Annotated in this window: 22 protein-coding genes; 7 read left to right on the forward strand and 15 right to left on the reverse strand. The window is 69.3% G+C overall.

Annotated features, from left to right (window positions below; translation table 11 throughout):
- Nucleotides 1-11: 11 nt before the first annotated feature.
- From R0232_RS40525 to R0232_RS40565, 9 genes are all read right to left on the reverse strand, one after another.
- Entirely contained in the window at nt 12-1,088 is a 1,077-nt protein-coding gene (locus R0232_RS40525; RefSeq protein WP_431513066.1) for an AraC family transcriptional regulator, read from the reverse strand.
- Between the two features lie 133 nt (nt 1,089-1,221).
- On the reverse strand, nt 1,222-4,587 hold the full coding sequence (locus R0232_RS40530; protein ID WP_431513067.1) for a glycosyltransferase: 3,366 nt from the start codon (nt 4,585-4,587) through the stop codon (nt 1,222-1,224).
- Between the two features lie 168 nt (nt 4,588-4,755).
- Complete coding sequence (locus R0232_RS40535) at nt 4,756-5,058, reverse strand: I78 family peptidase inhibitor (protein WP_431513068.1); 303 nt, start codon at nt 5,056-5,058, stop codon at nt 4,756-4,758.
- Nucleotides 5,059-5,125: 67 nt separating this feature from the next.
- Nucleotides 5,126-5,536: a hypothetical protein gene (locus R0232_RS40540; protein WP_431513069.1), complete on the reverse strand. Its 411-nt coding sequence runs from the start codon at nt 5,534-5,536 to the stop codon at nt 5,126-5,128.
- Between the two features lies 1 nt (nt 5,537).
- Nucleotides 5,538-6,293: a hypothetical protein gene (locus R0232_RS40545; protein ID WP_431513070.1), complete on the reverse strand. Its 756-nt coding sequence runs from the start codon at nt 6,291-6,293 to the stop codon at nt 5,538-5,540.
- 301 nt (nt 6,294-6,594) lie between these two features.
- Nucleotides 6,595-7,629: a hypothetical protein gene (locus R0232_RS40550; protein ID WP_431513071.1), complete on the reverse strand. Its 1,035-nt coding sequence runs from the start codon at nt 7,627-7,629 to the stop codon at nt 6,595-6,597.
- Entirely contained in the window at nt 7,626-8,585 is a 960-nt protein-coding gene (locus tag R0232_RS40555) for a hypothetical protein (protein WP_431513072.1), read from the reverse strand. Before R0232_RS40555 ends, R0232_RS40550 begins: the two co-directional genes overlap by 4 nt.
- A 310-nt stretch (nt 8,586-8,895) precedes the next feature.
- On the reverse strand, nt 8,896-9,042 hold the full coding sequence (locus tag R0232_RS40560; RefSeq protein ID WP_208508865.1) for a hypothetical protein: 147 nt from the start codon (nt 9,040-9,042) through the stop codon (nt 8,896-8,898).
- Nucleotides 9,039-9,560 (reverse strand): helix-turn-helix domain-containing protein, encoded by a 522-nt coding sequence (locus R0232_RS40565; RefSeq protein WP_261206434.1) that lies wholly within the window; start codon nt 9,558-9,560, stop codon nt 9,039-9,041. The genes R0232_RS40560 and R0232_RS40565 overlap by 4 nt, the downstream gene beginning before the upstream one ends.
- Nucleotides 9,561-9,658: 98 nt before the next feature.
- Here R0232_RS40565 and R0232_RS40570 point away from each other — a divergent pair, with 98 nt between their 5' ends.
- The 6 genes from R0232_RS40570 (at nt 9,659) to R0232_RS40595 (ending at nt 15,274) form a co-directional block, all read left to right on the forward strand.
- The gene (locus R0232_RS40570) at nt 9,659-10,642 is read left to right on the forward strand and encodes a Bug family tripartite tricarboxylate transporter substrate binding protein (RefSeq protein WP_431513073.1); all 984 of its coding nucleotides are present in this window, start codon (nt 9,659-9,661) and stop codon (nt 10,640-10,642) included.
- A 5-nt stretch (nt 10,643-10,647) separates the two neighbouring features.
- Nucleotides 10,648-11,298, forward strand: coding sequence for a glutathione S-transferase family protein (locus tag R0232_RS40575; protein WP_177239567.1), 651 nt, complete (start codon nt 10,648-10,650; stop codon nt 11,296-11,298).
- 16 nt (nt 11,299-11,314) lie between these two features.
- A complete protein-coding gene (locus tag R0232_RS40580) occupies nt 11,315-12,109 on the forward strand; it encodes an aldolase (protein WP_177239576.1) in 795 nt (264 codons plus the stop codon).
- A gap of 33 nt (nt 12,110-12,142) precedes the next feature.
- Entirely contained in the window at nt 12,143-12,835 is a 693-nt protein-coding gene (locus R0232_RS40585; RefSeq protein ID WP_431513074.1) for a glutamine amidotransferase, read from the forward strand.
- Nucleotides 12,832-13,542: an MOSC domain-containing protein gene (locus tag R0232_RS40590; RefSeq protein ID WP_431513075.1), complete on the forward strand. Its 711-nt coding sequence runs from the start codon at nt 12,832-12,834 to the stop codon at nt 13,540-13,542. The genes R0232_RS40585 and R0232_RS40590 overlap by 4 nt, the downstream gene beginning before the upstream one ends.
- Nucleotides 13,543-13,642: 100 nt before the next feature.
- Complete coding sequence (locus R0232_RS40595) at nt 13,643-15,274, forward strand: hypothetical protein (protein ID WP_431513076.1); 1,632 nt, start codon at nt 13,643-13,645, stop codon at nt 15,272-15,274.
- A 9-nt stretch (nt 15,275-15,283) separates the two neighbouring features.
- Here the strand turns inward: R0232_RS40595 and R0232_RS40600 are convergent, their stop codons facing one another.
- Nucleotides 15,284-16,963, reverse strand: a complete 1,680-nt coding sequence (locus R0232_RS40600) for a tannase/feruloyl esterase family alpha/beta hydrolase (RefSeq protein ID WP_431513077.1) — start codon at nt 16,961-16,963, stop codon at nt 15,284-15,286.
- Between the two features lie 208 nt (nt 16,964-17,171).
- Here R0232_RS40600 and R0232_RS40605 point away from each other — a divergent pair, with 208 nt between their 5' ends.
- Nucleotides 17,172-17,660 (forward strand): YbaK/EbsC family protein, encoded by a 489-nt coding sequence (locus R0232_RS40605; protein ID WP_431513078.1) that lies wholly within the window; start codon nt 17,172-17,174, stop codon nt 17,658-17,660.
- A gap of 25 nt (nt 17,661-17,685) precedes the next feature.
- Here R0232_RS40605 and R0232_RS40610 read toward each other — a convergent pair whose 3' ends face one another.
- Genes R0232_RS40610 through R0232_RS40630 form a run of 5 tightly spaced genes read right to left on the reverse strand, consistent with a single transcriptional unit; the run spans nt 17,686 to nt 22,494 of the window.
- Nucleotides 17,686-18,963 carry a TRAP transporter large permease subunit gene (locus tag R0232_RS40610; RefSeq protein WP_208508857.1) on the reverse strand — a complete coding sequence of 426 codons (1,278 nt, stop codon included), beginning with the start codon at nt 18,961-18,963 and terminating at the stop codon, nt 17,686-17,688.
- Nucleotides 18,964-18,991: 28 nt separating this feature from the next.
- Nucleotides 18,992-19,495 carry a TRAP transporter small permease gene (locus tag R0232_RS40615; RefSeq protein ID WP_296793107.1) on the reverse strand — a complete coding sequence of 168 codons (504 nt, stop codon included), beginning with the start codon at nt 19,493-19,495 and terminating at the stop codon, nt 18,992-18,994.
- Nucleotides 19,496-19,536: 41 nt separating this feature from the next.
- Entirely contained in the window at nt 19,537-20,469 is a 933-nt protein-coding gene (locus tag R0232_RS40620) for an amidohydrolase family protein (RefSeq protein WP_431513079.1), read from the reverse strand.
- Nucleotides 20,466-21,458: a TRAP transporter substrate-binding protein gene (locus R0232_RS40625; RefSeq protein ID WP_093352731.1), complete on the reverse strand. Its 993-nt coding sequence runs from the start codon at nt 21,456-21,458 to the stop codon at nt 20,466-20,468. The genes R0232_RS40620 and R0232_RS40625 overlap by 4 nt, the downstream gene beginning before the upstream one ends.
- A gap of 58 nt (nt 21,459-21,516) precedes the next feature.
- Nucleotides 21,517-22,494: a Bug family tripartite tricarboxylate transporter substrate binding protein gene (locus tag R0232_RS40630; protein ID WP_431513080.1), complete on the reverse strand. Its 978-nt coding sequence runs from the start codon at nt 22,492-22,494 to the stop codon at nt 21,517-21,519.
- Nucleotides 22,495-22,514 lie beyond the last annotated feature (20 nt).

The following is a 22,514-nucleotide window of genomic DNA, read 5'->3' on the forward strand; positions in this document are numbered from 1 at the left end:
GACGCGCGCCCTCAGACCGCCCGCGACGGCCAGGTCCCGAGTTCTCGCTTGTAGGCACGCGCGAGGATCGCGCCGGTCGAGTAGCCCACCGCATCGGCCGCCTGCTGCAAGGTCAGCCGGCGTTCGCGCAGCAGCCGCGACGCCAGGTGGATGCGCCAGCGCGCCAGGTACTGCATCGGCGAGAGATTCATCTGCGCGCGGAATCGCGTGGCGAAGGCCGTGCGGCTCATGTGGCACAGCGCGGCGAGCGATTCCAGCGTCCATGGGTCCGCGGGCCGGGCGTGGATCGCCTCGAGCGCCGTGAGCAATCTCGCATCGGAAAGATCGGGGCCCGAGGCACCCGCGATGGGCATGCCCGCCTCCGGCCTGCGCAACCAGGCCAGCACCGCGTGCTGCATCAGCGCGCCCAACAGCTCGGTCACGCCCACGCCGTTGCCGCCGGCCCTGCGGTCGGCCATCCAGCGCACCGCGTCCGCCATGGCGCGCAGCCAGGGCGCGGCATCCGCGGCGCGCAGGTGCAGCACGGACGGCAGCGATGCCACCAGCGGATGGGCGGCCAGTTCCACCGACCGGTAAAAACCGCCGCTCCACACGCTGTGGTCGCCGCCCGCCGGCGCGTGCCGCTCGGCACCGGCGGCGCCGGCGGAATGCGTCAGCAGTTCATCGAGGCTCGACGCGGGCAGGCCGGGGTCCGAGAAGACACGGTGCGCATCGCCGCGCGGCAGGAACACGACATCGCCATGCCGCAGGTGCAGCGCCGGCTCCCTGCCGACCTGCAGCCAGCAGTCGCGGCCGCCGACCACGTACAGCGGCGTGCGCCGCAGACTCTCGACGCGAACGCAGAAGCGGGGGCCGAGCTCGACCTGGAAATGCAGGGCCGGCTCGAAGCGCATGCTCTGGACGACGGACTCGGGCGCGGCCTCGGGCACCGGGAGGCGAGGCGCCTCCCTGGCCAGCAGGGCCGCGAGCGCGGTCGAATCCCCATGCCGCCAGCGCTCCGAAGACCGCCCGGACCGGCGCGGCGCGGCATGCGGCGACAACGAGGACGGGTTCTGGCCGCGCCGGCAGGAGAAGGACATCCAGAGCATGAATTCGTGGTGAAAGGGTGGTGGCATGGGCCCGAAGAACCCACCCGCGATTTGTAAGCCCTTCCCCTGCTTCCAGCCCCCTCCCATCCGTGAGTACCGCCCCGGTTTTCGGGTCGGCCATTCGGACTACGCCTCAGGCACCGAGGCCGCTGCCGTGCGCGGCGATCGGGATCACCGAGGAGCGCCATGCGCGCCGGGTGGTGCCCACGACGCGGGCCGCGGCCGGCGCGGCGGCGATGCGCTGCAGGTAGGCCTTGAGCTCGGCGGCCTGCTCGTCGTAGCCGCGGATGCGCGGCAGCATCGCGTTGACGCCGCCGGCCGGCAGGCGATCGGGGCTGGCCAGCGCGTCTTCGATCGCACCACGGAAAGCGTCGGTGTCGCCGATCTCGACCACGCGCCCGTTGACGCCGTCCACGATGTCCTCGACCACGCCGCCCGCCGCGGTCGCGATCACCCAGATGCCGCGGGCCAGCGCCTCGCGCACCACCAGGCCGAAGCTCTCCTTCCACAGCGAGGGCACGAGCAGCACGTCGATGTCGTCGTAGAACGCGTCCATCTCGGCCTGCTCGAAGGGCGCCACCACGCGCACCTGGCCCGACACGCGCCACTCGGTGGCGACGACGGACGCCGCCCCGGTGCGCAGGGCGATGTCGGTGATGACCAGTTCGTAGCCGCCCGCGCGCATGCCCTCCAGCACCTGCTGGAGCCAGAAGTAGCCCTTGTGCACCGCGCGGCCGCCGAGGTAGGCCATGCGCAGCGGCGATCCGGGCCGGCGCGCCGGCCGCGGGCGCGCGGGCAGCGGCACGCCATTACGGTTCACCGCGATCTGCTGCGGCGCGACGCCGTTCGCCACGTAGAGCTCGCGCTGGAATTCGCTGGGCGCCAGCAGCAGGCTCGCGCGGTCGAGCACGTCGCCGAGGAAGAACCTGCGCTTGAAGGTGAAGCCGCTGTCCGGCACGCACTTGGAACAGGCGCGCAGGTCGATCGCCTTCTGGTTGCAATACACGCCGTTGTCCTGCACCATGAACTGGCGCTCGCACAGCCACCAGGCGTCGTGCAGCGTGATGGCATAGGGCACGCCGGCCTCCACGCAGGCATGGGCCATCGTCGCGCCGAGCCGCTGCACCGAATGGAAATGCACGACATCGGGCCGCAGCGACTTCAGCAGCCGCGCGAAGATCTCGCCCACCTGCGGATCGTCGTAGTCGAGTGCGCGCTGCGTGTCGTCGGCCACCTGCACGGCGATCACCGGCAGCCCGTCGACCTCGTAGCGCATCACGCTGTAGGGCTCGAGCTCCGAGCCCAGGATGGCGGTGAAGACGGTGACGTCGCAGCCGTCGGCCTGCAGCCGGCGGCACAGCTGCTCCGCGACCACGGTCGCGCCGCCGAAGCTCACCGGGGCGAACAGCACGTTCACGGCCAGCACCTTGAGGCGCGTGGCAGGCGCCGGCAGCAGCGGCCCGATCACCTGCTGCAGCTGCCGCGCGGCCACCACCTGCGGGTGATAGCGCGACAGCACGCTGCGGCGGGCTTCCTCCGCGATGCCGTGGCGCAGGCCGGCGTCGAGCACCAGCCGGGTCAGGGCCGCCTCCCATTCCTCGGGCGTGTCGGCGATCATGCCCGTGCGGCCATGCTCGATGCCTTCACGGAACGGCCCCGTGCCCGAGCAGATGCTCGGCACGCCGAGGATCGCCGCCTCGATGAACTTGATGTTGCTCTTGGCTTCGTTGAACAGGCTGTCCTCGAGCGGCGCGATGCTGATCTGCCACGAGGCGAGCGCGCGCAGGTAGTCGTCGCCCTGCAGGAACGGGATCTGGAACACCCGGTCGGCGAAGCGCCGGAACGGCGCCGGCAGTTCGAGCGGGCCATGGATGGCGAGCCGCACCTGCGGATGGCGCTGCATCACGGCCAGCAGCGCGGACGCCACGACGCCGAAGTCGCCATCGTGCGTGCGCGAGCCGCTGCCATAGCCGATGGTGACGAAGCGCGGATCGGTCTTGACCGGACGCCGCTCGAGTTCCGCGGCGAGCGCGAGGATGCCTTCGTCCAATGCATTCGGCACCACATGCGTCTTGCCGGGAACGATCTCGCCCATGCTGCGCGCGATCGCGGCCGTGCTGCCGATGCCATGCTGGCAGTGGCTCAGCATCTGCCGGTACTGCGCCGTCGTCTCCTTCGACGACGCCATGCGATCGGACGGAGCGCCCGAGGCGAGCAGCTGCCGGCGATAGGCGTCCCAATCGAAGATCAGGTCGTCCACGTCGAAGAAGCTGGGCACGCCCAGCCGCCGGGCCTCGGTCGCCAGCAGCACCATGTGCGGCGCGGCCGGCACGCGGTAGAGGATCAGCAGGCCATGGAACGGCAGGGCCGCGCGGCAGGCCTCGGCGTCGCGCCAGCTGAGCACCGTGGTCTCGAGGCCCAGGTGCTCGAACATGTCGACCTTCTGGTCGACCCGGTAGCGCTTGCAGGCCGGTATCGACAGCTCGGCGACGATGAGGATGCGCGCGCCCAGGCTCTGGCGCGACAAGGGCGTGAGCGGCGCGAGCCAGGGCCGGTGCCGCGCGGGATCGCGCGACGGCAGCGCGGCGATGGTGTCGAGCGACGGGCGGGCGCGCCCGGTCGATCGATGCGCGACCCAGCGCTGGGCCCACCGCAGCAGCTGCCCGCGGCGCCGCTCGTAGAAATCGCCGTGGCGGGTGCCCGCCGGAAAGACGCGCAGCCGCAGCCTTCCGTAGAACAGCACCAGCTGCAATCCAAGGCTGGCTTCGAAGCCGTCGATGCGCGCGGCCTGCGCCGCGGCATGCGCCTTCAGCGCGAGGATGCGTGCATCGCGCTCGGCGATCTCCACGTCCTTCTCGAGCGATTCGAAGTGCCGGGTCTCGAGCATTTCCTCGGCCCGCTCGCGCTTGGCCGTGACTTCCGCGGCATGGCTGCGCAGCCGTTCCAGCTCCTGCACCAGGCCCTCGATCCTGCGCGCGAGCACGCCGTCGAGCGGCGGCACGCGCGGCCCGAGGCACAGCACGCCGAGCCCCAGGCCCTGTTCGAATTCGAAGGACGGATGGCGCTGCCGCAACAGCGCCCAGAGGCGGCGCAGCTTGCGGCCGGCGCGGGTTCCGTGCACCAGCACCAGCGCCTGCGGGCCAAGCTTGGCGCGCCACGGCGCGAGGTCCAGCGTGGCCAGGCGCGCCGGGTCGCCGGCATCGACATGCAGCAGGTCGATGCTGCCGTCCGCGAAGGCCGCGGCCGCCTCGCGGTGGCCCGCGAGCCGCGTGTCCACCGTGTGGCAGGCCGCGCCGCGCGCGGTGGACTGCCTGAAGGTGGCACCCGGCACGCCGCCTTCCGCGCCGAGGTCGACGACGATGGCGGGCCGGGTGTGCTCGAGCAGCAGCGCGACGAAGGGCGCATGCACGCTCCAGGCGCGCGATGCCTGGGCTTGGGACGCAGGAGAGCCCTTGGGTGCGAGGCCGCAGGCGGCGGTGAAGGTGGGGAGCGTGGACATCGGAAGGCTTTGCGCGGGCGAACTCGGAGCCCGACGATTCTTCCGACATGCGGCGCCACGGACTACAGCCGGCAAGACTGAAATCGCAGCCCGGCGTTCAGTCGTGCGGGGCCGATGCACGGACCCGCGCCGCGCGTGCTCATTCCTCCGGCGCGCGCAGCCGCGGCCCTAGCCGCAGGCGGCGCGAACGATCTTGCCGGTGGCCGGGTCCGTCTCGATCGTCACGCGCTCGCGCCGGTAGTCCATCGTCGCGGGCTGTCCGGGTTGAAGCTGGCGCACGAGGGAGGCACCGGTCGACTGCCGGGCCTCGGCATCGCCAATGCGGTTCTTGCCCGCGAGGGCACTCGCCGCCTCCGGCCGGCAGATGCCGGAGGCGCCGTCGTCACGCGCCTGCGGCGCGCTGCAGGCGGCGATCGACAGGACGGCCAGCGCCAGGGTCGCGGCCGGTATCAGTTTCGAGGTGGAAGTCAAGGCACATCCTTTCCTGGAACACGAAGCAATGTCCGCGTATTCCACCACGGCTGCCGCGCCGCGGCAGCTAAGGCATCGGGCTGACCTGCCCGGTCACGGGTTCGGGCTCGGATTTGCGTATCAGGATGCCGGTCTTGTCGAAAACATACTCCGCCCCGTTCTTAACGATCGAGTCGTTGACCAGAAGCGGGAGGGCGCCAGGCGAAGCGGCCGCATTGCCGCAACCCACGCAAAGCCCTGTCAGCCTCGCGCCGCCCTCATACATCAGGCGCGAGTTTCCGTCGGCATCCTCGATGGACTTCTGGGGCAAGCCCAGCCGTGCGATCACCTCTTTGCGGCTGGTCTTGCCGATCTCGAACTGCGCTGCCTTGAAATCGGTTTTCAGGCCGATGTTCGCCCCGGTGCATGCCACGAGAAAAAGCGCGCCGACGTACATCGACGAGCGAAGGAATGCCGTCAACCGAAAGCTGCTCGACATCTCAATCTCCCCGCTGAAAACCTATCGCTTGCCCGATGCTGACCATCGGCTTTCCGTCGAAGGTTTTCGTGCGATAGCGCTGGCGGGCCAGCTTTTCGGTTTCGGACTTCAATCCGGCCAGATCGTTTTCTTCCAGGAACGACTTGCCAGTGTTCTTGGGCAAGGTCACGGTCTGCGCCACCGGAAATGCCCCCGACCAGAGCGGCAGGTCCTTACGCAGGTCGTAAACCCAGAAGGAGTTGTTGATCGAGTGACGAGGTGCCAGTCCCAAAGTGGGGATGTGCATGAAGTAGCCAGACCAGCTCACCAGAATCAGATTGGCATAGCCGTGCGCTCGCAGGCTTTCCTTGAACTCGGGCGCGATGCCTGGCCCGCCTTCGGGCTTCGACCTCGACGCATGAAACGCCTTCATCAGCGACTTCTGGCGTGCGACGGCTTCCCTGGGCACATCGATGCCGGCTTCGCCGTTCAGCGGCGCGGCATTGAGGCCCAGCTTGGAAAACTCGTCGGCATGCACCCGGGTCAGCGCCGAGTCGCTATCCCAGATGCCCGCGTAGTCGGAGTCGGACGAGACCTGGGCAACGGCCAGCACCAGATATACGTCCTCCGAGTAATGAATGGACCCCACCGGATCGAAGAAGGCGACCGCGGTCTTCTCGCGCTTGAACTGGGTCGAGACATCGGGCTGGATCGGCGGCTGGAGGGTCGTGCATCCCGTCAGCACGGCGACGATCAACGCAAGAAAGATGTTCCGCATGTAGCTTGCTCCTCTGCACCTTCAGGTGCGGTTTCGGTGAACGGTGGTGTTTCGCATTCGCTGTCTACGGATGCCGGAACGACGCGGCAATACGACCCCTTGCCATCGCGGAAAGTGCTCGTTCATCGACCTCTCCTCGTCCCATCCGGGTTTGTAAGCAAATCCTACGCGGCGGACACGCTTCTTCTGGTGGGGACGGTCGCCCGTAGGCGGAATTTCTTGGGGGGTGTTGCACGCACGGCACGGCTCCCCCTACTGGGGGATATTCAGCGCCGCGATCTCGTCGCGGGCCGGCGGCCGCTCACCCGATCGTGGTGCGACGGCGCTTCCATATGACGCCGTCCACCAGGTAGTGATGGAAGTTCAGGACGAAGTGCGCAATGAGAATGGTCGGAAGCCCGAGCCACAGCAGGCTCTCGCCGATGCGGCTGGCGGCGAGGTACAGGAGGGCACCGCCGATCGCGCAGGGCAGGAAGAAGCGCATCGGCGGTATCAGGACGGCGCGCCATGGCGTTGCGCGTGCCGCCGAACTTCTCGCCATCTCGCCGCCCTCCTTGCCCGTCGTGTCGTCGCGCTGCCGTTGGCAATAGACGAACACCAGGTACTGGATGTTGTGCCAGACGTTGACCACCATCCAGCCGATGGTGATGTCGCTGATCCAGACATAGCCGACCAGCGAAACGATCAAGTGGGACAGCACGAGGCTGTCGAACGGTCCTGCCGCCTGCCTCATGCGCCTGGAATACGCCAGGCATGCCAGCCAGCACGCGGCGCCGACGAGGGCTGCAATTCCCGCGGCCAGGGCCCACGCCTGCGGAACCGGCGGCAGCCAGATCGGGTATCCGAGGAAGCTGTCGGCGCCCTGTGCACTGCGATGCAGATAGCCCCATGCGGGGAACAGATAGATCAGCCCATAGGGCAGGCTTCGCCAGGGCATCGGGGGCCGCCGGTCGCAGCGCCTCGCGATGCCGTAGCACTGGCGGGAGACATGGAAGGACTGCGCGAGGAAATAAAGGGCGAACAGCCCGGCCGCCTCATAGGCGAGCGCGACGATGGTCAGGCCCGTGAGGATCAGGATCGGCGCGACGAAGATCAGCGCCTGGCGCATGCGCGGGCGCGAGGACATCGCGCCAAGGCGCGTGTAGGTCGCGACGATATGGGGATTGGCGAGCAGCCAGATGTCGATGTAGAGGATCGCCAGCATCATCGGCGTGGACCACGATGCCAGCGCGCCGGCCGCCAGCGCCGCGAACAGGTTGCCGACGACCAGCCAATGCTCGCGTCGCATCGAGCCGATGGCGACGTTGCCCGGCACGGACTGCGCGTGCGCCGTCATGTCACGACGGGCGGCGTGGGCGGCGGCCGCGGCGATCCGAGGGGCGCCTGCTTGGGCGGGATCGAAAACACGGAGCCCGGACGCAGGTGGCGGTCGAGATCGGCTCGCATGGCGTCGTAGGCTGCGCTTCGGGCCGCCGTGAACCTCGACTCGAGCGTCGCGCGGCCCACGATGCCGGACAAGCCGGCCGGCGGAAGCTGCTGGTAGGGGTCGTACTCTTCGATGACCTCACAGGGATGGCAGCGTCGGTCCGCGTCGTACTGGCCGCGGAACTTCAGCATGTAGATGGCACCGCCGTCCTTGCCCGGATCCACGGGAAAGCTGAAAGCCAGCGTGTCTGCTGGCGTCCTGATGCCACCAAGGCTTTCGAGGGGGATGAAACCGGCATTCCTGTAGGCGCCCGCGATGGCCTCCTTGAGACTGGAGGATTCGATGCCGGTGAAGGAGTTGCCGAACAGGTTCTGCTCGCCGGCCCATTGCCGCTTGTAATTGAAGCCCCAGGCAGCGTCCAGATTCCCGCGCCCGCTGGCTTCGATCGTGGCGTACGCGTTGTCGATGGCCGGCACGAGCAGCGCGCTGAGCTCGTACTGCGTCATCCACGGAAGCCTCTCGAACTCGGACGCGTTCCTGATCTCGGCGAACCGCAGGAAACAGGGGTTGCACCGCTTTCTCTCGTCGAACAACTCGTCGGCCGAGATGAAGATCATCGGCTTCGCCTCGACCTTCGGATAGGCATCGAACCTGAACTGGAAGATCGTCGACTTGTTCTTCTGTGCGTCCACGGCAACGAGAGAGAAGCCCGATTTCTGGAAAGCCTTGCTCACCATCGACCTGAATTCCGTGACGGTGATCTTCTGATAGGCCGCGGCCGGAACGGAAGGCCGTCCGATCTTGTAGCTGAGGCCCAGCACGCCCGGCAGCTGCTGTTGGGCCGAAACGGCGAGTGCGGCCAGCAAGCAGCATCCGCCTATCAAGGCCTTGAAAATCCGAGAAATAGCCATCACGCATGCCTTCTGTCAAAGCGCGCCGCGCGCGCCACGTCGATCGGGGTGGAAGCGAGCTTCGGGGACTCGGCCAAGTACGCCGCGATGGGCGCAGTGCACGGCCCTCCTCGTCCCGCGTGTGCCTGCGGGACGAATCTTAGGGGTGGGAAGAAGCGTCCCGATGACGGATCGATCACATGCCGGCGGTATTTCGTCGCGGCGTTGCGCGCATCGCACGCCTCATCCAACCGGGGGATAGCCAGCAGGTGTGCGACCCCGGCGTTCAGTCGACGTGGTCGTAACGCTCGACCTGGCAGGCTTCGGTCCCCGGCTGCGTCGCGCAGACCGAATACGCGTGCGGCGGCGTGTTCGCGCAACCGGCGAGCAGCAGCGCGGCGAACGACAGGAGAAGCTTTGGCCGAATGCTCATTCCGCCTGCGCGATCACCAGCAGCACCGAGGCCGGCGTCTTCCCCACCGACGTGATCTTGTGCGGGATGCCCGCGTTGAAATGCGCGGTGTCGCCGGCCGACAGGGTTTCGGTGCGGCTCGCGAGCTGCAGCGTGATGCGGCCCTTGAGCACATGGAGGATCTCCTCGCCCTCGTGGTGGCTCATCGGATGGTTGCGCACCGGCTCGTCGGTGGGGTGCAGCACGAAGGCCACCATGCGATGTCCCGGCAGCGAGCCCGACACCAGCCGCGCCGCGCCGCCCGCGGCCGCCGGCTGCTGGCGATGGATGACCACCGGGTCCTCCTCGGACGACTCGGCGAACAGCTCCTCGACCTGCACGCCCAGCGCCTTCGACAGCTTGAGCGCCGCGCCCACGGAGGGCGTGGACACGCCGCGCTCGAGCTTGGACACGTAGCTCTTGGTCAACCCGGTGGCCTGCGCCAACCCCTCCAGCGTGAGCCCCGACTGGACCCGCAACAACTTCAACTTGATGGACATGACTTTTCTTTAGGACACTTGTGTCCTAAAATGGATTTGTTTCTCGAACCCGATCGCACACGCAACGCGGCCGATCCCGCGCCGCACAGGAGTATGGTATGTCCGCACGTTCGCCGTTCCGCCGCTGGATCGCCCCTGTCCTCGCCCTGACGCTGGCCTGCGTCGGCGCGGCGGCCCAGGCCCAGCCCTACCCCGCCAAGCCGGTCCGGCTCGTGATCCCGTTCGGCGCCGGCGGCATCACCGACATGGCCGGCCGGCTCATCGGCCAGGCGCTCGGCGAGGAACTCAAGCAGCAGGTGGTGATCGACAACCGTCCCGGCGCGGGCGGCTCGATCGCCGCGCAGGCCGTGGCGCAGGCGCAGCCCGACGGCTACACGCTGCTGCTCGGCACGGTCGGCACGCAAGTGGTCAACAAGATGATCTATGCGCGGCTCGGCTACGACCCGGCGGCGCTCACGCCCGTTTCGCTGGTGAGCAACTCGCCCTATGTGCTCGCGGTCGCGGGCCTCGATGGCGTGAAGGACCTGCCCGCGCTGGCGGCCCATGCGAAGAAGAATCCCGGCACGCTGAACTTCGGCTCGGCCGGCAACGGCAGCTCGCCGCACCTCGGTCTCGAACTGTTCAAGCTCGCGACGCACAGCGACATCCTCCACGTGCCGTTCAAGAGCGGCGCCGAGGCGGTGAACGCCGCGCTCGGCGGCCAGGTCCAGATCGTGATCGACGCGATCCCCGTGATCCAGCCGCAGGCCAAGGCCGGCAAGCTGCGCATGCTCGCGATCGCCGCCGACCACCGCAACCCCGCCGTGCCCGACCTGCCCACCAGCAAGGAACAGGGCCTGGGCGAATTCCAGATCGGTTCGTGGAACGCGCTGCTGGCACCGCCCGGCACGCCGCCGGCGCAGGTCGCGCTGGTCGACGAGGCACTGGCGCGCGCGCTCAAGCGCCCTGCCCTGGTGGCGCGCCTGGCCGAGCTCGGCATCGAGCCGCTGCCCACGGGCGCCGCCGCCTACGGCAAGCACCTGCGCGCCGAGACCGAGAAGTGGACGCGCGTGGTGCGCGCCGCGGGCACCAAGGTCGACTGATGGCCATGAAGCTCCACGACACCCTGCGCTCGGGCAATGCCTGGAAGGTGCGGCTGATGGCCGGCCTGCTCGGCGTGCCGCTCGAGCGGCACACGCGCTCGATCGACCGCGGCGACCTGCGCCGGCCCGACTTCCTCGCGATCGCGCCGCTCGCGCAGGTGCCGGTGCTCGAGCTCGACGACGGCCACTGCATCGCCGAATCGATGGCGATCCTCCACTTCCTCGCGCAGGGCTCGCCGTGGTGGCCCGCCGAGCCGCTCGCGCAGGCGCGCGTGCTGACCTGGCTGTCCTTCGAGCAGGAGCGCCACATGAAGCCGCTCGCGAAGCTGCGCCTGCACCTGGCGCTGCACCGCGACCGCGATCCCGCGAGCCCCGAATTCCGCGCCTACCGGCACGAGGCCCTGGCCGCGCTCGCGCTGCTCGAAGCGCGGCTCGAACGGCAGGGCCCCGACGGCTGGGTCGCCACCGACACGCACCCGAGCATCGCCGACGTGGCGCTGTACCCTTACACGCGACTCGCGCCCATGGGCGGCATCGAGCTGCAGGGCTTCGCGGCGATCCGCGCCTGGCTCGCGCGCATCGAGGACCTCGACGGCTACCAGGCACTTTTTCCCGCGCACCCCGAGAAGACCTTCTCGACCAGCGAAACCCCTTAAGGAGATCCCCATGGCACTGCAAGACACCTTCGAACTCGCGAAGGAAGAACTCGTCGCCCAATCCATCGTCCAGATGGACCAGCACTTCGCCGAGAGCCCCTACACGCCGCGGCAGAAGCTCGCGCTGACCTGCCGCATCCTGTTCGACAACGGGCACGACTCGGGCCTCGCAGGCCAGATCACCGCACGCACCGGCAAGCCCGGCGAATACCTCACGCAGCGCCTGGGCCTGGGCTTCGACGAGATCGCCGAGGACAACCTGCTGACGGTCGACGAGGACCTCCACGTGCTCGACGGCGCGGGCATGCCCAACCCGGCGAACCGCTTCCACTCGTGGGTGTACCGCGCGCGGCCCGACGTCAACTGCATCATCCACACCCATGCGCTGCATGCCTCGGCGCTCGGCATGCTCGAGGAGCCGCTGAAGATCAGCCACATGGACAACTGCGTGCTCTACGACGACGTGGCCTTCGTCGGCGAATGGCCCGGCGTGCCGGTGGGCAACGAGGAGGGCGAGTTCATCTCGGCCGCGCTCGGCCAGAAGCGCGCGCTGCTGCTGTCGCACCATGGCCTGCTGGTGGCGGCCACCAGCATCGAGGAAGCCTGCGTGCTGTCGATCGCCTTCGAGCGCGCCGCCAGGATGCACCTGCTGGCCGCCGCGGCCGGCACCATCCGGCCGATCGACCACCGGCTCGCGAAGGAAGCGCACGACTGGATCGTGCGGCCGCGCCGCAACACGGTGGCCTTCGAGTACTACGCACGCCGTTCGCTCAAGGACCCGCGCAACGCGGACTGCCTGCGCGCGGCCTGAGCTCCATCGTCCTTTGACAAGGAGTCCCTCGCCATGCGATGCATCGCGCTGCAGCACCTGGCCTTCGAGGACCTCGGCCTGTTCGCGCCGGTCCTGCGGGAGGCCGGCTGGACCATCGACTACCGGCAGGCCGGCGTCTCGCCGCTCGAGCCCGCGGAATGGCGCGAGGCCGACCTGGTCGTCGTGCTCGGCGGCCCGATCGCTGCCTACGACACCGGCCTCTATCCCTTCCTGCACGACGAGATCGCGGGCCTGCGCGCGCGGCTCGCGTTGCGCCGGCCCACGCTGGGCCTGTGCCTCGGCGCGCAGCTGATGGCCAGCGCGCTCGGCGCGCGCGTGTACTTCTCGGGGAGCAAGGAGATCGGCTGGGCGCCGGTCGCGCTGAGCACGGCCGGCCAGGCATCGTGCCTCGCGCCGCTGGCCAACGTGCCGGTGCTGCACTGGCATGGCGATACCTTCGAGCTGCCCGAGGGGGCCGAGCTGCTCGCGAGCACGCCGCTCACGCCGCACCAGGCCTTCAGCCATGGCCGCAACGCACTCGCGTTGCAGTTCCATCCCGAGGCCGATCCCGCGCGCATCGAACCCTGGCTCATCGGCCATGCGTGCGAACTCGCACAGGCTGGCATCGACATTCCGGCGCTGCGCGCGCAAAGCGCCGCGCAGGGCAACGCGCCGCAAGCAAGCGCCTCGGCGATGCTGCGCGCCTGGCTGGGCCAGCTCGAATGACGCTGGCGCCGGTGCGCATCGACGCATTGCTCGTGGGCCCCGTCGCGCCGCTGCCCGATGGCCGCACACAAAGCGGCATCGTCAAGTCGCCGAGCGACGATGCGCTGTGGCTCTCGGCCACCGGACTCGCAGGCGACGCGCAGGCCGACCTGCGCATCCATGGCGGCCCCGAGAAGGCGGTGCACCACTATCCGCGCGAGCACTACGCCGCATGGTCCGCATGGAGCCGCCGCCATGACCTGCTGGCCGCGCCCGGCGCCTTCGGCGAGAACCTCTCGACCGTGGGCTGGGACGAAGCCAGCGTCTGCATCGGCGACGTGCTGCGGCTCGGCGAGGCGCTGGTGCAGGTGTCGCAGGGCCGGCAGCCCTGCTGGAAGCTCGACGTGCGCTTCGGCGAACCGGGCATGGCGCGCGAGATGCAGGACAGCGGCCGCACCGGCTGGTACTACCGCGTGCTGCAGCCCGGCGCGGTGCAGCGCGGCGCAGCGATCGCGCTGGTCGAGCGGCCGCATCCCGAGTGGCCGCTGTCGCGCCTCATCGCCCTGCTGTTCGCACGCGACGAGCGCTTCGCGCCCGAGTGGGAACGCGCGGCCGAGCTGCCCGCGCTCGCCGAACGCTGGCGCGCCACCTTCCGGCGCCGCGCGGCCTCGCGGCAGGTCGAGGACTGGACACCGCGCCTGTGCGTGCCGGGCGCGGACCCGCGCTGATGCAAGGCGGGAATACCCGCAGCCCACGGACAGCCGACTGACAGCGCCGTCCGCGAACATGGGGCATCGACCGCGGGAGACACCCGCGCACAGGAGACACATGCCCTTCCCGACTTTCCGGCCGGCCGCCGCCGCCATCGCCGCGTGCATCGCCCTGGCCGCCTGCACTACCGCCCCCACCGCTTCCACGCCCGTCGCACGCGTCGTGCCGCCCACCGACTGCAAGGCCTGGGTCGGCACCGACCGCAACGCCGAGCTGCCCGGCTACACCCTGCGGCAGGCCGACGGCACCTCGCGCTGCGTGCCCCTGCTGCTCACCGCCGCCCACGCGCCCGCCGGCTACGCGGGCGACTTCCACGTGCAGGAGTTCACCGACGCCAAGCTCAAGGAACGCTGGGCCGCGTGCAAGAGCGATGCGGCCTGCTTCAAGCGCATCAACGACCAGATGCAGCGCTGGCTGCCGCCGAACAAGGAGCGCGCGACGCGCGTCACCGGCATGGTCGATCCGGTCGGCAAGATCGATTCCGACGGGCAGGTGAACCTGCGCGACATCCGCAAGCCGGGCTTCTTCGCGAAGGCGCCCTACAACGAAGCGGTGGCCGAGGCGAACGACCGCACCCACGTGGTGGAATTCACCGTGCCGCGCGATCCGCTCGAGCGCCTCAAGCTGAACATGCAGGGCGACATCAAGCTGCGCGGCTGGTACGTGGAAGGCGCGGGCGTCGACGACGGACGCGGCGGCCGCACGCGCGCGCTGGTGATCATGAGCCCGGGCGGCGGCGGCCAGCTCACGGCCATCGACCATCCCGACGAGGTGTCGGTGCGCGTCGATCCCGCCACGCGCCGCGCGACTTCGGTGCGCTTCCCCAACGCGACCACCGAAGGCCCCGGCATGCGCTTCTGGCGCGACCACCTGCATGCGCTGAACCGCGCGGGCTTCGACGTGCTGGCCTACGACCGGCGTGGCGAAGGCCTGTCCGGCGGCTTCAGCGACACCAACACGCTCGAGCAGAGCGAGGACATCTTCCGCGTGCTCGCGCAGATGGACAGCGGGCGCGGCCTGCGCGTGCTGATGGCCTCGGGCCAGGAGCTCGAGGGCGCGCCGGCGGCCGGCAAGCTGATGGCCGGCATGAAGTCGCGCGAGATTCCGCTGCTGCTGCTCGGCTACTCGCGCGGCTCGATGACCACCGGCTGGGCCATGACCAAGAACTACGCCGGCGGCTGCAGCTACGACATGCCGACGGTGCAGTGCAGCGCGCCCAAGGGCTACGCCAACATCAAGGGCGCGATCCTCTACGCCTCGTTCGTGAGCGGCGCGGGCTACCTGCCCGAGGCGCCGGACCTCGCGGACCGCAACCTCTTCCTCGGCGGCATGGCGGCCGACAACTACGTCGCCTTCTATCCCAACTCGGCGGTGCTCGCGAACATGCCGAAGTGGCCTGCCGTGTTCTTCGCCAAGGGCCTGTGGGACCGCGCGGAAAGCCTCGAGGGCACGGTCGCGGCCTACGACCGCGTGCGCGGGCTCAAGGACATCGTCGTCTCGCGCGGCCCGCACTCGATGGAGACCTGGCCCCGGCAGGAACTCGATCGCGTGCGCGGCCGGATGGTCGCGTTCGCGACGGCCGCCGTGCAGGGCCGCACCGCGCTGCCGCAGGCGCCGCAATGGACGGACCTCAAGGGCCTCGTCGCGACCACGCCGGACGTGTGGGAGATGTCCTCGCAGCCGCGCTAGGAGCACCGGCTAGCTCGTCGCGCAGCGATAGCTGGATGCGGCGTTCAGTTCGCCGGACCCGTTGTACTTCGGCCAGCTCGGGTAGATGCAAAGCGGCCGGGTGCGACCGGCCGTCGCGGGGTTCGCATCGGTCGCCATGAGCTCTCCCGGCGCCTTGTCGCGCTCGACCCAGGCCTCCAGTGCGTCCAGCACCGGCACGCCGCCGGTCGCATTGAAGTGCCCGGTGCCATGGCCGTATCCCGGCACCTGGTAGAAGCGCAGGAACGCGTCGACCTGGGGCCGGCCCAGCTTCAGCAGCAGCGCGTTGTAGTAGTCGACCGATCCCTGGAAGGGGATCAGCGGATCGGAGGTGCCGTGCACCAGCAGCCACTTGCCGCCGCGCGCGACGAAGGGCTCGATGTCGGTGCTCGTCGCGTCCATGACCCCGGACAGTTCCTGAATGCGTGGCAGGTAGCTTCCCGGTGACGCGCCATCGAGGCCGATCGACAGACCCAGAGGATCCATCAACACCGCATTGCGGATGAAGGCGTCGGGCAACGCCCCCAGGCTGCCCAGCACCAGCGGATTCGGCGGAACCGGAAAGGTCGCGGTCGCGCCCAGCACCGAGGCGTAGTCCGTGGACGGCAGGAAGCCGGGATTGCTGGTCGCGCCGTTCTTGAACGCGTAGGAGAACGCGGTGCGCGATTGCAGCGTGTCGACGGTCCTGATCTGGGCATCGGACAGGCAGTCGTCTCCCGTATCCGCCCCGCCCTTGCAGCGCAGGTTCTGCGGCTTGAACGTGCATGCGGCGACGTTGCCGACAATGCCGTCGACGGCGCCATCGAGCGCATCGCAGGCCGTGAGTTCGGCCGCGCGCAAGGTCTGCAGTTTCTTCGGACCGAGGAAGCCGACGCCGCCATTGCCCCACAACGCACGCGTGCCGACCTGGATGGTCATCATATGCGGCATGTAGGCATAGGCCGGAAAGTACGTGACCACGCCGTCGTAGTCGGAAGGCCATTTCTGCATCACCTGCATGCCTTCGTGACCGCCCTTCGAGCCGCCCATGAAATAGGTCCTGGCCGGTGCCTTCCCGTAGCGCAGGCCGATCAGCTTCATCGCCACGTCGCGCGTCTTCTTCAAGGCGTCGCCGGCGTAGTTCCGGAGCATCTCGCCGTTCGATGCGAAGGCGGTGTAGAAGGGATCGGTCGGCGGTGCCTGATGCCCCGAGTCGTCGGCGAAGATGGCGTATCCGCGCTGCAGCGGACTCGCGCCCGATGTCAGCGGCGTGGTCACGAGATCCGGGACCACGCCGTCGAATCCGCCGCCACCGAAGTGCATCGCGTTGCCGTTCCAGTTCGTGGGGAGCACGAGGGCGAACATGATGTCCTGCGCCCCGTCGGAGACGGAAGCGATGCGGCCCTTGAGCATGCAATGCTCGCCCGTCTGCCCCGCGCTCGGCACGAGGGCCGCTTCGGTGACCGTTGCGCCCTGGGTCGGCAGTCCGATCGCGGCACTGTCCACCTTGGCACCCCGGAGTGCCGCGCATGCCGTGCCCGCCGAAGGCGGCGATGGTGGCGGCTGCGTCGTGGCGAGCGCCGACGGATCGATCTGGATGGCGCCACCACCCCCTCCACCGCCGCCGCACGCTTGAAGAAGAAGCATGACAGCCAGCAATGGCACGACGCGTCGTTTCTTGAATCCCCGCATGGATCTTTGTCTCCGTTGAAGTTGTGGATGCGACCTTGGACCTCGTCGCAACCGGCGCCTTCCACTTGCAAGGCAGTTGCGAAAAGTCCGCGGATGCTACGGGGCGGTTTCGCGTCTAGCGATTGCGAAAGGTCGCATCCGCATGGCAAAAACATTCATGTGGATGTCGCGATGAGGCCTTTAGCCAGCACGGAGGTAGCATGCGCTGATGCAAGCTCCCCACGCCCCCTCGCTGAGCCCGGCCGCGCTGGCCTTCCTGCAACAGGCCGGCCTGCCCTACCGCCTGCACGCCCACGCCCCCGTCGTCTCCTTCGAGGACGCGCGCACGCTGCTGCCCTTCGACGCCGGCGCGATGGTCAAGTGCCTCGCGTTCCGCCTGCCCGACGGCCGCTACCTGCTGGCCGCGCTGCGCGGCCAGGACCGCGCCGACTACAAGCGCATCGCCGATGCCTTCGGCGTGCGCCGCGCCGACCTGCGGCTCGCGGCCGACGAGGAGCTCGCCGCCGACCTGCAAATGGTGCCGGGCGGCGTGGCACCGCTGCCGGTGGGCGGCGCGCGCGTGATCGTCGACGAGGCGGCGGCGCGCCTGGCCACGCTCTACTGCGGCACCGGCCGCAACGACTCCACGCTCGAGATCGAAACGGCCGCGCTGCTGCGCGCCACGGGCGCAGGTGTCGCGCCGCTGGCCAAGCCCTGAGCTACGGCCTATCGCTCACACCTTGTCAGCGCAGCCAGCTCGCCGGCACGGTGATGAGCTGGGGGAAGAGCACGAACAGGAACATCAGCGCGGTGAGCGACAGCAGGAAAGGCCACACGCCCTGGATCACCTGGTCGAGGCTCACGCGCGAGGTGCCGGCCACCACGTTGAGCACGGTGCCCACCGGCGGCGTGAGCAGGCCGATGGCGTTGTTCATGATGAACATCACGCCGAAGTAGACGGGGTCGATGCCGGCCTTGTGGATCACGGGCATCAGGATCGGCGTCATGATCAGCACGGTGGGCATCAGGTCGAGCGCGGTGCCCACGATGATCACCAGCACCATGATCACGAACATCAGCAGGATCTTGTTGTCGACGAAGGGCTCGAGCAGCTCGCCCACTTGGGCCGGGATGTTGGCGATGGTGATGAGCCAGGCCGACACCAGCGCCGAGGCCACGAGGAACAGCACGGTGCTCGAGGTCTTGGCGGCGCTGAGCACCAGCTCGGGCAGGCGCGGCATCTCGAGCTCGCGGTAGACGAAGCGGCCCACCACGAAGGCATAGACCACCGCCACCACGGCAGCCTCGGTGGGCGTGAACACGCCGAACTTCATGCCGCCGATGATCACAAGCGGCAGCACCAGCGCCCACACGCCGTCGAGCAGTGCCCGGCCCAGGCCGCCGGCGCTGAAGCTGCGCACCGCGACGTTCTTCTCCTTCTTCGCGCACAGCCACCAGGTGGCGGTGAGCGTGAGCGCCATCATGATCCCGGGGAACAGGCCGGCGAGGAACAGCTTGGTGATCGAGATCTGCGCCACCACGCCGAACACCACGATGGCGATCGAGGGCGGGATCACCGGCGCGATGATGCCGCCGGCGGCGATCAGGCCGGCCGCGCGCGGCACGTCGTAGCCGGCCTTGCGCATCATCGGGATCAAGAGCGCCGCGACCGCGGCGGTGTCGGCCACGGCCGAGCCCGAGATGCTCGCGACCACGGTGGCCGCGATGATCGCCACGTAGCCCAGGCCGCCGCGCACATGGCCGACCAGCGCGTCGGCCACCTTGACGATGCGCGCCGACAGGCCACCCGCGTTCATCAGCTCGCCCGCGAGCATGAAGAAGGGCACTGCCATCAGCGGATAGTTGTTGACGCCCTCGAGCATGTTCTGCGCGAGGATCTGGGTGTCGAAGTTGCCCAGGTGCACCATCAGCGCGACGCCGCAGACGAGCAGCGCGAAGGCGATGGGCATGCCGAAGGCCATGGCCCCGAGCAGCGAGGAGATGAAGACGAAGATGGTCATGGATGTCCCGTGTTCTTTTAGTTCGCGCTCACTCGCCCGCGCTGCCGGTGTCGTTGACCAGTTCCTCGCGCGCCATGCGGCCCGTGAAGAGGCGCCACAGCGAGCCGACCAGCATCAGCGCCATGCCCACGCTGCTGACCAGCAGGCAGGCATAGACCAGGCCGATCGGCACGCCGGTGACCGGTGCGCGGTCGTCCATGCCGATCACCACCAGCTTCCAGCTGCCGTGCGCGAGCAGCAGGCAGCAGGCCAGCGCGCCGAGATCGGCCACGCCGCGGCACAAGCGCTGTCCGCGCTCGCCGAGCCGCGCGACGACGGTCGACATGCCCAGGTGCGCGTTGTCCTTCATCACCAGCAGCGCGCCGACCAGCGTGAGCCACATGAAGACGAAGCGCGAGGCTTCCTCCGAGAACACGATGCCGGAGTTGAAGGCGTAGCGCAGCACGACGTTGCCGAACACGAGCGCGACCATCACGGCCATCATCGCGATCATCAACACGTTGGCGCCGCGCTCGAAGAGGCGGGAAAGCATGGGAAGTCTCCTGTTGTAGTTGGTTCTTGCACCCGGCCGCTTCAGCGCCCCGGGCCGGCCGGGTCGATGCGGTAGAAGCGCAGGGCGTTGCCGCGCCAGACCGCGTCGCGCGCCGCGTCGTCGAGGCCGTCCAGCCCCTCGGCCACCGCACGCACCACCTCGGCCATGGGCGCGCGCAGGCCCGACACCGGCAGGTTGCTCGCGAACATGCAGCGCTCGGCGCCGAAGATCTCGACCGTCTCGCGCACCACGCGCACGTTGCTGTCGGCGCTCCAGGGCGCATCGGGCAGGCCGAACTCCGAGAGTTTGACCATCACCTCGGGCAGTGCCGCGAGCGCCCGCATGCCGCGCCGCCAGTGCGCGAGGCCGGCCTCGCTGCGGTCCCAGGGCAGGCCCGCATGCTCGATCGCCACGCGCAGCCCCGGAAAGCGCGCGACGGCCTCGGCCGCTTCCTCCAGGTGCCAGTAGGGCACGCGCACGTCCCACAGCAGGCCGTTGTCGCGCAAGAGGCCCAGGCCCGCGCACCAGCGTTCGTCCTGCAGGGTGCCGGGCTCGCCGCGCACGCTGTGGTCGGGGCTGCGCGAGATGCGCGGCTTGCAGCGCACGCCGCGCACCAGCGGCCATTCGGCCTGAGCGCGCATCTGCGCTTCGGCATCGCTCGCGAGGAATTCGACATTGGCCACCACGGCATTCGGAAAGCCGTGTTTCGCATGGACGGCATGCAGCCAGCGCGTCTCGGCCAGCGACTCGGCGCGCGAGCGCTCGGCCTCCACATGCACCGTGGCCACCACCGGCAGGCCCTCGGTGGCGGCGCGGTAGTCGGCCACGCCGAAGTCGCGCCGCAGCACCGCGTAGTCGCCGAGGAAGAAGGCCTCGGCGTCGTAGCCGTCCTGCAGCCAGGGGAAGTGCCCCTCGCCCAGGTGCCACAGGTGGTGGTGCGCGTCGACGATGGCGGCGGGAAGCACGGCGCTCACGGCTGCGCGTCCATCGCCTTGAGCACCGCGTCGCCGTTCTTCTCGACGTACATCCTGCGCGTCTCCTCGCGCACCACCTGGCGGATGCTCGCGACGTCGGGCGTCTCGTTGATCTGCATGCCCTTGGCGCGCAGCTGGGCGATCGCGTCCTTCTCGCCGTCGTTGTTGAGCTTGCGCTGGAAGTTCGCGGCCGCCGCGGCCTCCTCGAGCATCGCCTTCTGGAACTCGGGCTTGAGCGCATCGAAGCGCGCCTTGTTCATGATCACCACCAGCGGCGTGTAGGCATGGCGCGTGAGCGAGAGGTACTTCTGCACCTCGTACATCTTCGACGACAGCATCAGCGTGGGCGGGTTCTCCTGCCCGTCGACCGCGCCCGACTCGAGCGCGCCGAACACCTCGGCGAAGGGCATCGGCTGCGGGTTCGCGCCCAGCAGCTGGAAGGCCTTGAGATGCGAGGGATTGGGCGTGGTGCGGATCTTCAGGCCCTTGATGTCGGCCGCGCCGTTGATCGGCCGCTTGTTGTTGCCCAGGCTGCGAAAGCCGATCTCCCAGAAGGCCAGGCCCTTGATCTGGTGCGTGCCGAGTTCGTCGAGCAGCGAGCGGCCGACCGGGCCATCGAGCGTGCGGTAGGCCTGCTGCGCATCGGCGAACTGGTAGGGCAGGTCGAGCGCATTGAGCTTGGGCGCGAGGCCGGTCACGAAGGGGTTGCCGGTGGCGCCGATGTCGATGGTGCCGCTGCGCACGCCGGTCACCAGCGTCACGTCGTTGCCGAGCTGGCTGTTGGCGAAGACCTGGATCTCCACCGCGCCGCCGGTGCGCTCCTTCACGCGCTTCGCGAACTCGAGCGCGGCCTTGTGCTGCGAATCGCTCTCGGGCACGGTGTGGCTGAAGCGCAGCTTGACCGGCGCCTGCGCGGCGGCGCCGCCGGCGCCGAGGCCGAGCAGCGCGGCCAGCAGCGCGCCGGCCAGGGACCTGAAATTCCTGTGCATGGTTGTCGTCTCCTGTCGTTGAAATTCGGGGAAGGCGCGCGCCTTCCGGGGCCGCCGCTCAGACCGCGACCTTGGCTTCCTTGACCACCTTGGCCCACTTGTCCTTCTCGGTGCCGATGAACTCGGCGAACTTCGCGGCGCTGCCGCCGCCGTCCTCGGCGCCGTAGCTCGCGAGCTTCTCCGCCACGTCGGGCAGGGCGAGCACGCGGTTGAAGTCCTCGTTCATGCGCGGCACCATCGCGGCGTTCATCTGCGCCGGCCCGACCAGGCCGTACCAGGTGCTGGCATCGAAGCCCGGGTAGCCGAGCTCGGCCACGGTGGGCACCTCGGGATGCGCCTTCGAGCGCCGCGGCCGCGTCTGCGCGATCGCCACCAGCTTGCCGCTGGCCACGTGCGGCGTGGCCGAGGTCATGGTCTCGAAGCTGTAGTCGATCTGGCCGCCGATCAGGTCGGTGAGCATCGGGCCCGAGCCGCGGTAGGGCACGTGCAGCGCATCGACGCCCGCGCGCAGCTTGAAGAGCTCGATCGCCAGGTGCTGCGAGGCGCCCGCGCCCGAGGAGCCGAAGGTCACGGTGCCCGGCTTGTCGCGGCACAGCGCCACCAGGTCCTTGACCGTGCGCGCGGGCTTCGAGGGGTTGCAGATCAGCAGGTTCGGCGTGACGCCGACCAGCACCAGCGGCGTGAAGTCGCGCTCCACCACGTAGCCCAGCGTGGGATAGAGCGCGGGCGCGATCGCATGGTTGCTGATGTTGGTCATCAAGAGCGTGGTGCCGTTGTTCGGTTGCTTGGCGACGTACTCGGCGGCGATCACGCCGCCCGCGCCGGCCTTGTTCTCGACCGTGACGGGCACGCCCCAGAGGGTGGCGAGCTTCTGCGCCATCACGCGCGCCATCACGTCGGTGCCGCCGCCGGGCGGAAAGCCGACGACGATGCGCACGGGCGTGGTGGGCAGCGGCGCGGTCTGCGCGCGCACGGTGGCGAAAGGCAGGGCCGCGCTGGCGGCCAGTGTCGATGCGATGAAGCGGCGACGTTGCATGGCGTTGTCTCCTGGTGTTC

This window comes from Variovorax sp. DAIF25, assembly GCF_050711835.1.
Lineage (GTDB): Bacteria > Pseudomonadota > Gammaproteobacteria > Burkholderiales > Burkholderiaceae_C > Variovorax.

Bases quoted from the DNA above. Each gene is read 5' to 3' on its own strand.
- R0232_RS40630 (WP_431513080.1), bottom strand. From the start codon at position 22,494: ATGCAACGTCGCCGCTTCATCGCATCGACACTGGCCGCCAGCGCGGCC.
- R0232_RS40560 (WP_208508865.1), bottom strand. From the start codon at position 9,042: ATGAGCATTCGGCCAAAGCTTCTCCTGTCGTTCGCCGCGCTGCTGCTC.
- R0232_RS40565 (WP_261206434.1), bottom strand. From the start codon at position 9,560: ATGTCCATCAAGTTGAAGTTGTTGCGGGTCCAGTCGGGGCTCACGCTG.
- R0232_RS40525 (WP_431513066.1), bottom strand. From the start codon at position 1,088: ATGCTCTGGATGTCCTTCTCCTGCCGGCGCGGCCAGAACCCGTCCTCG.
- R0232_RS40585 (WP_431513074.1), top strand. From the start codon at position 12,143: ATGCGATGCATCGCGCTGCAGCACCTGGCCTTCGAGGACCTCGGCCTG.
- R0232_RS40595 (WP_431513076.1), top strand. From the start codon at position 13,643: ATGCCCTTCCCGACTTTCCGGCCGGCCGCCGCCGCCATCGCCGCGTGC.
- R0232_RS40605 (WP_431513078.1), top strand. From the start codon at position 17,172: ATGCAAGCTCCCCACGCCCCCTCGCTGAGCCCGGCCGCGCTGGCCTTC.
- R0232_RS40590 (WP_431513075.1), top strand. From the start codon at position 12,832: ATGACGCTGGCGCCGGTGCGCATCGACGCATTGCTCGTGGGCCCCGTC.
- R0232_RS40610 (WP_208508857.1), bottom strand. From the start codon at position 18,963: ATGACCATCTTCGTCTTCATCTCCTCGCTGCTCGGGGCCATGGCCTTC.
- R0232_RS40545 (WP_431513070.1), bottom strand. From the start codon at position 6,293: ATGCGGAACATCTTTCTTGCGTTGATCGTCGCCGTGCTGACGGGATGC.
- R0232_RS40575 (WP_177239567.1), top strand. From the start codon at position 10,648: ATGAAGCTCCACGACACCCTGCGCTCGGGCAATGCCTGGAAGGTGCGG.
- R0232_RS40625 (WP_093352731.1), bottom strand. From the start codon at position 21,458: ATGCACAGGAATTTCAGGTCCCTGGCCGGCGCGCTGCTGGCCGCGCTG.
- R0232_RS40600 (WP_431513077.1), bottom strand. From the start codon at position 16,963: ATGCGGGGATTCAAGAAACGACGCGTCGTGCCATTGCTGGCTGTCATG.
- R0232_RS40570 (WP_431513073.1), top strand. From the start codon at position 9,659: ATGTCCGCACGTTCGCCGTTCCGCCGCTGGATCGCCCCTGTCCTCGCC.
- R0232_RS40540 (WP_431513069.1), bottom strand. From the start codon at position 5,536: ATGTCGAGCAGCTTTCGGTTGACGGCATTCCTTCGCTCGTCGATGTAC.
- R0232_RS40530 (WP_431513067.1), bottom strand. From the start codon at position 4,587: ATGTCCACGCTCCCCACCTTCACCGCCGCCTGCGGCCTCGCACCCAAG.
- R0232_RS40550 (WP_431513071.1), bottom strand. From the start codon at position 7,629: ATGACGGCGCACGCGCAGTCCGTGCCGGGCAACGTCGCCATCGGCTCG.
- R0232_RS40615 (WP_296793107.1), bottom strand. From the start codon at position 19,495: ATGCTTTCCCGCCTCTTCGAGCGCGGCGCCAACGTGTTGATGATCGCG.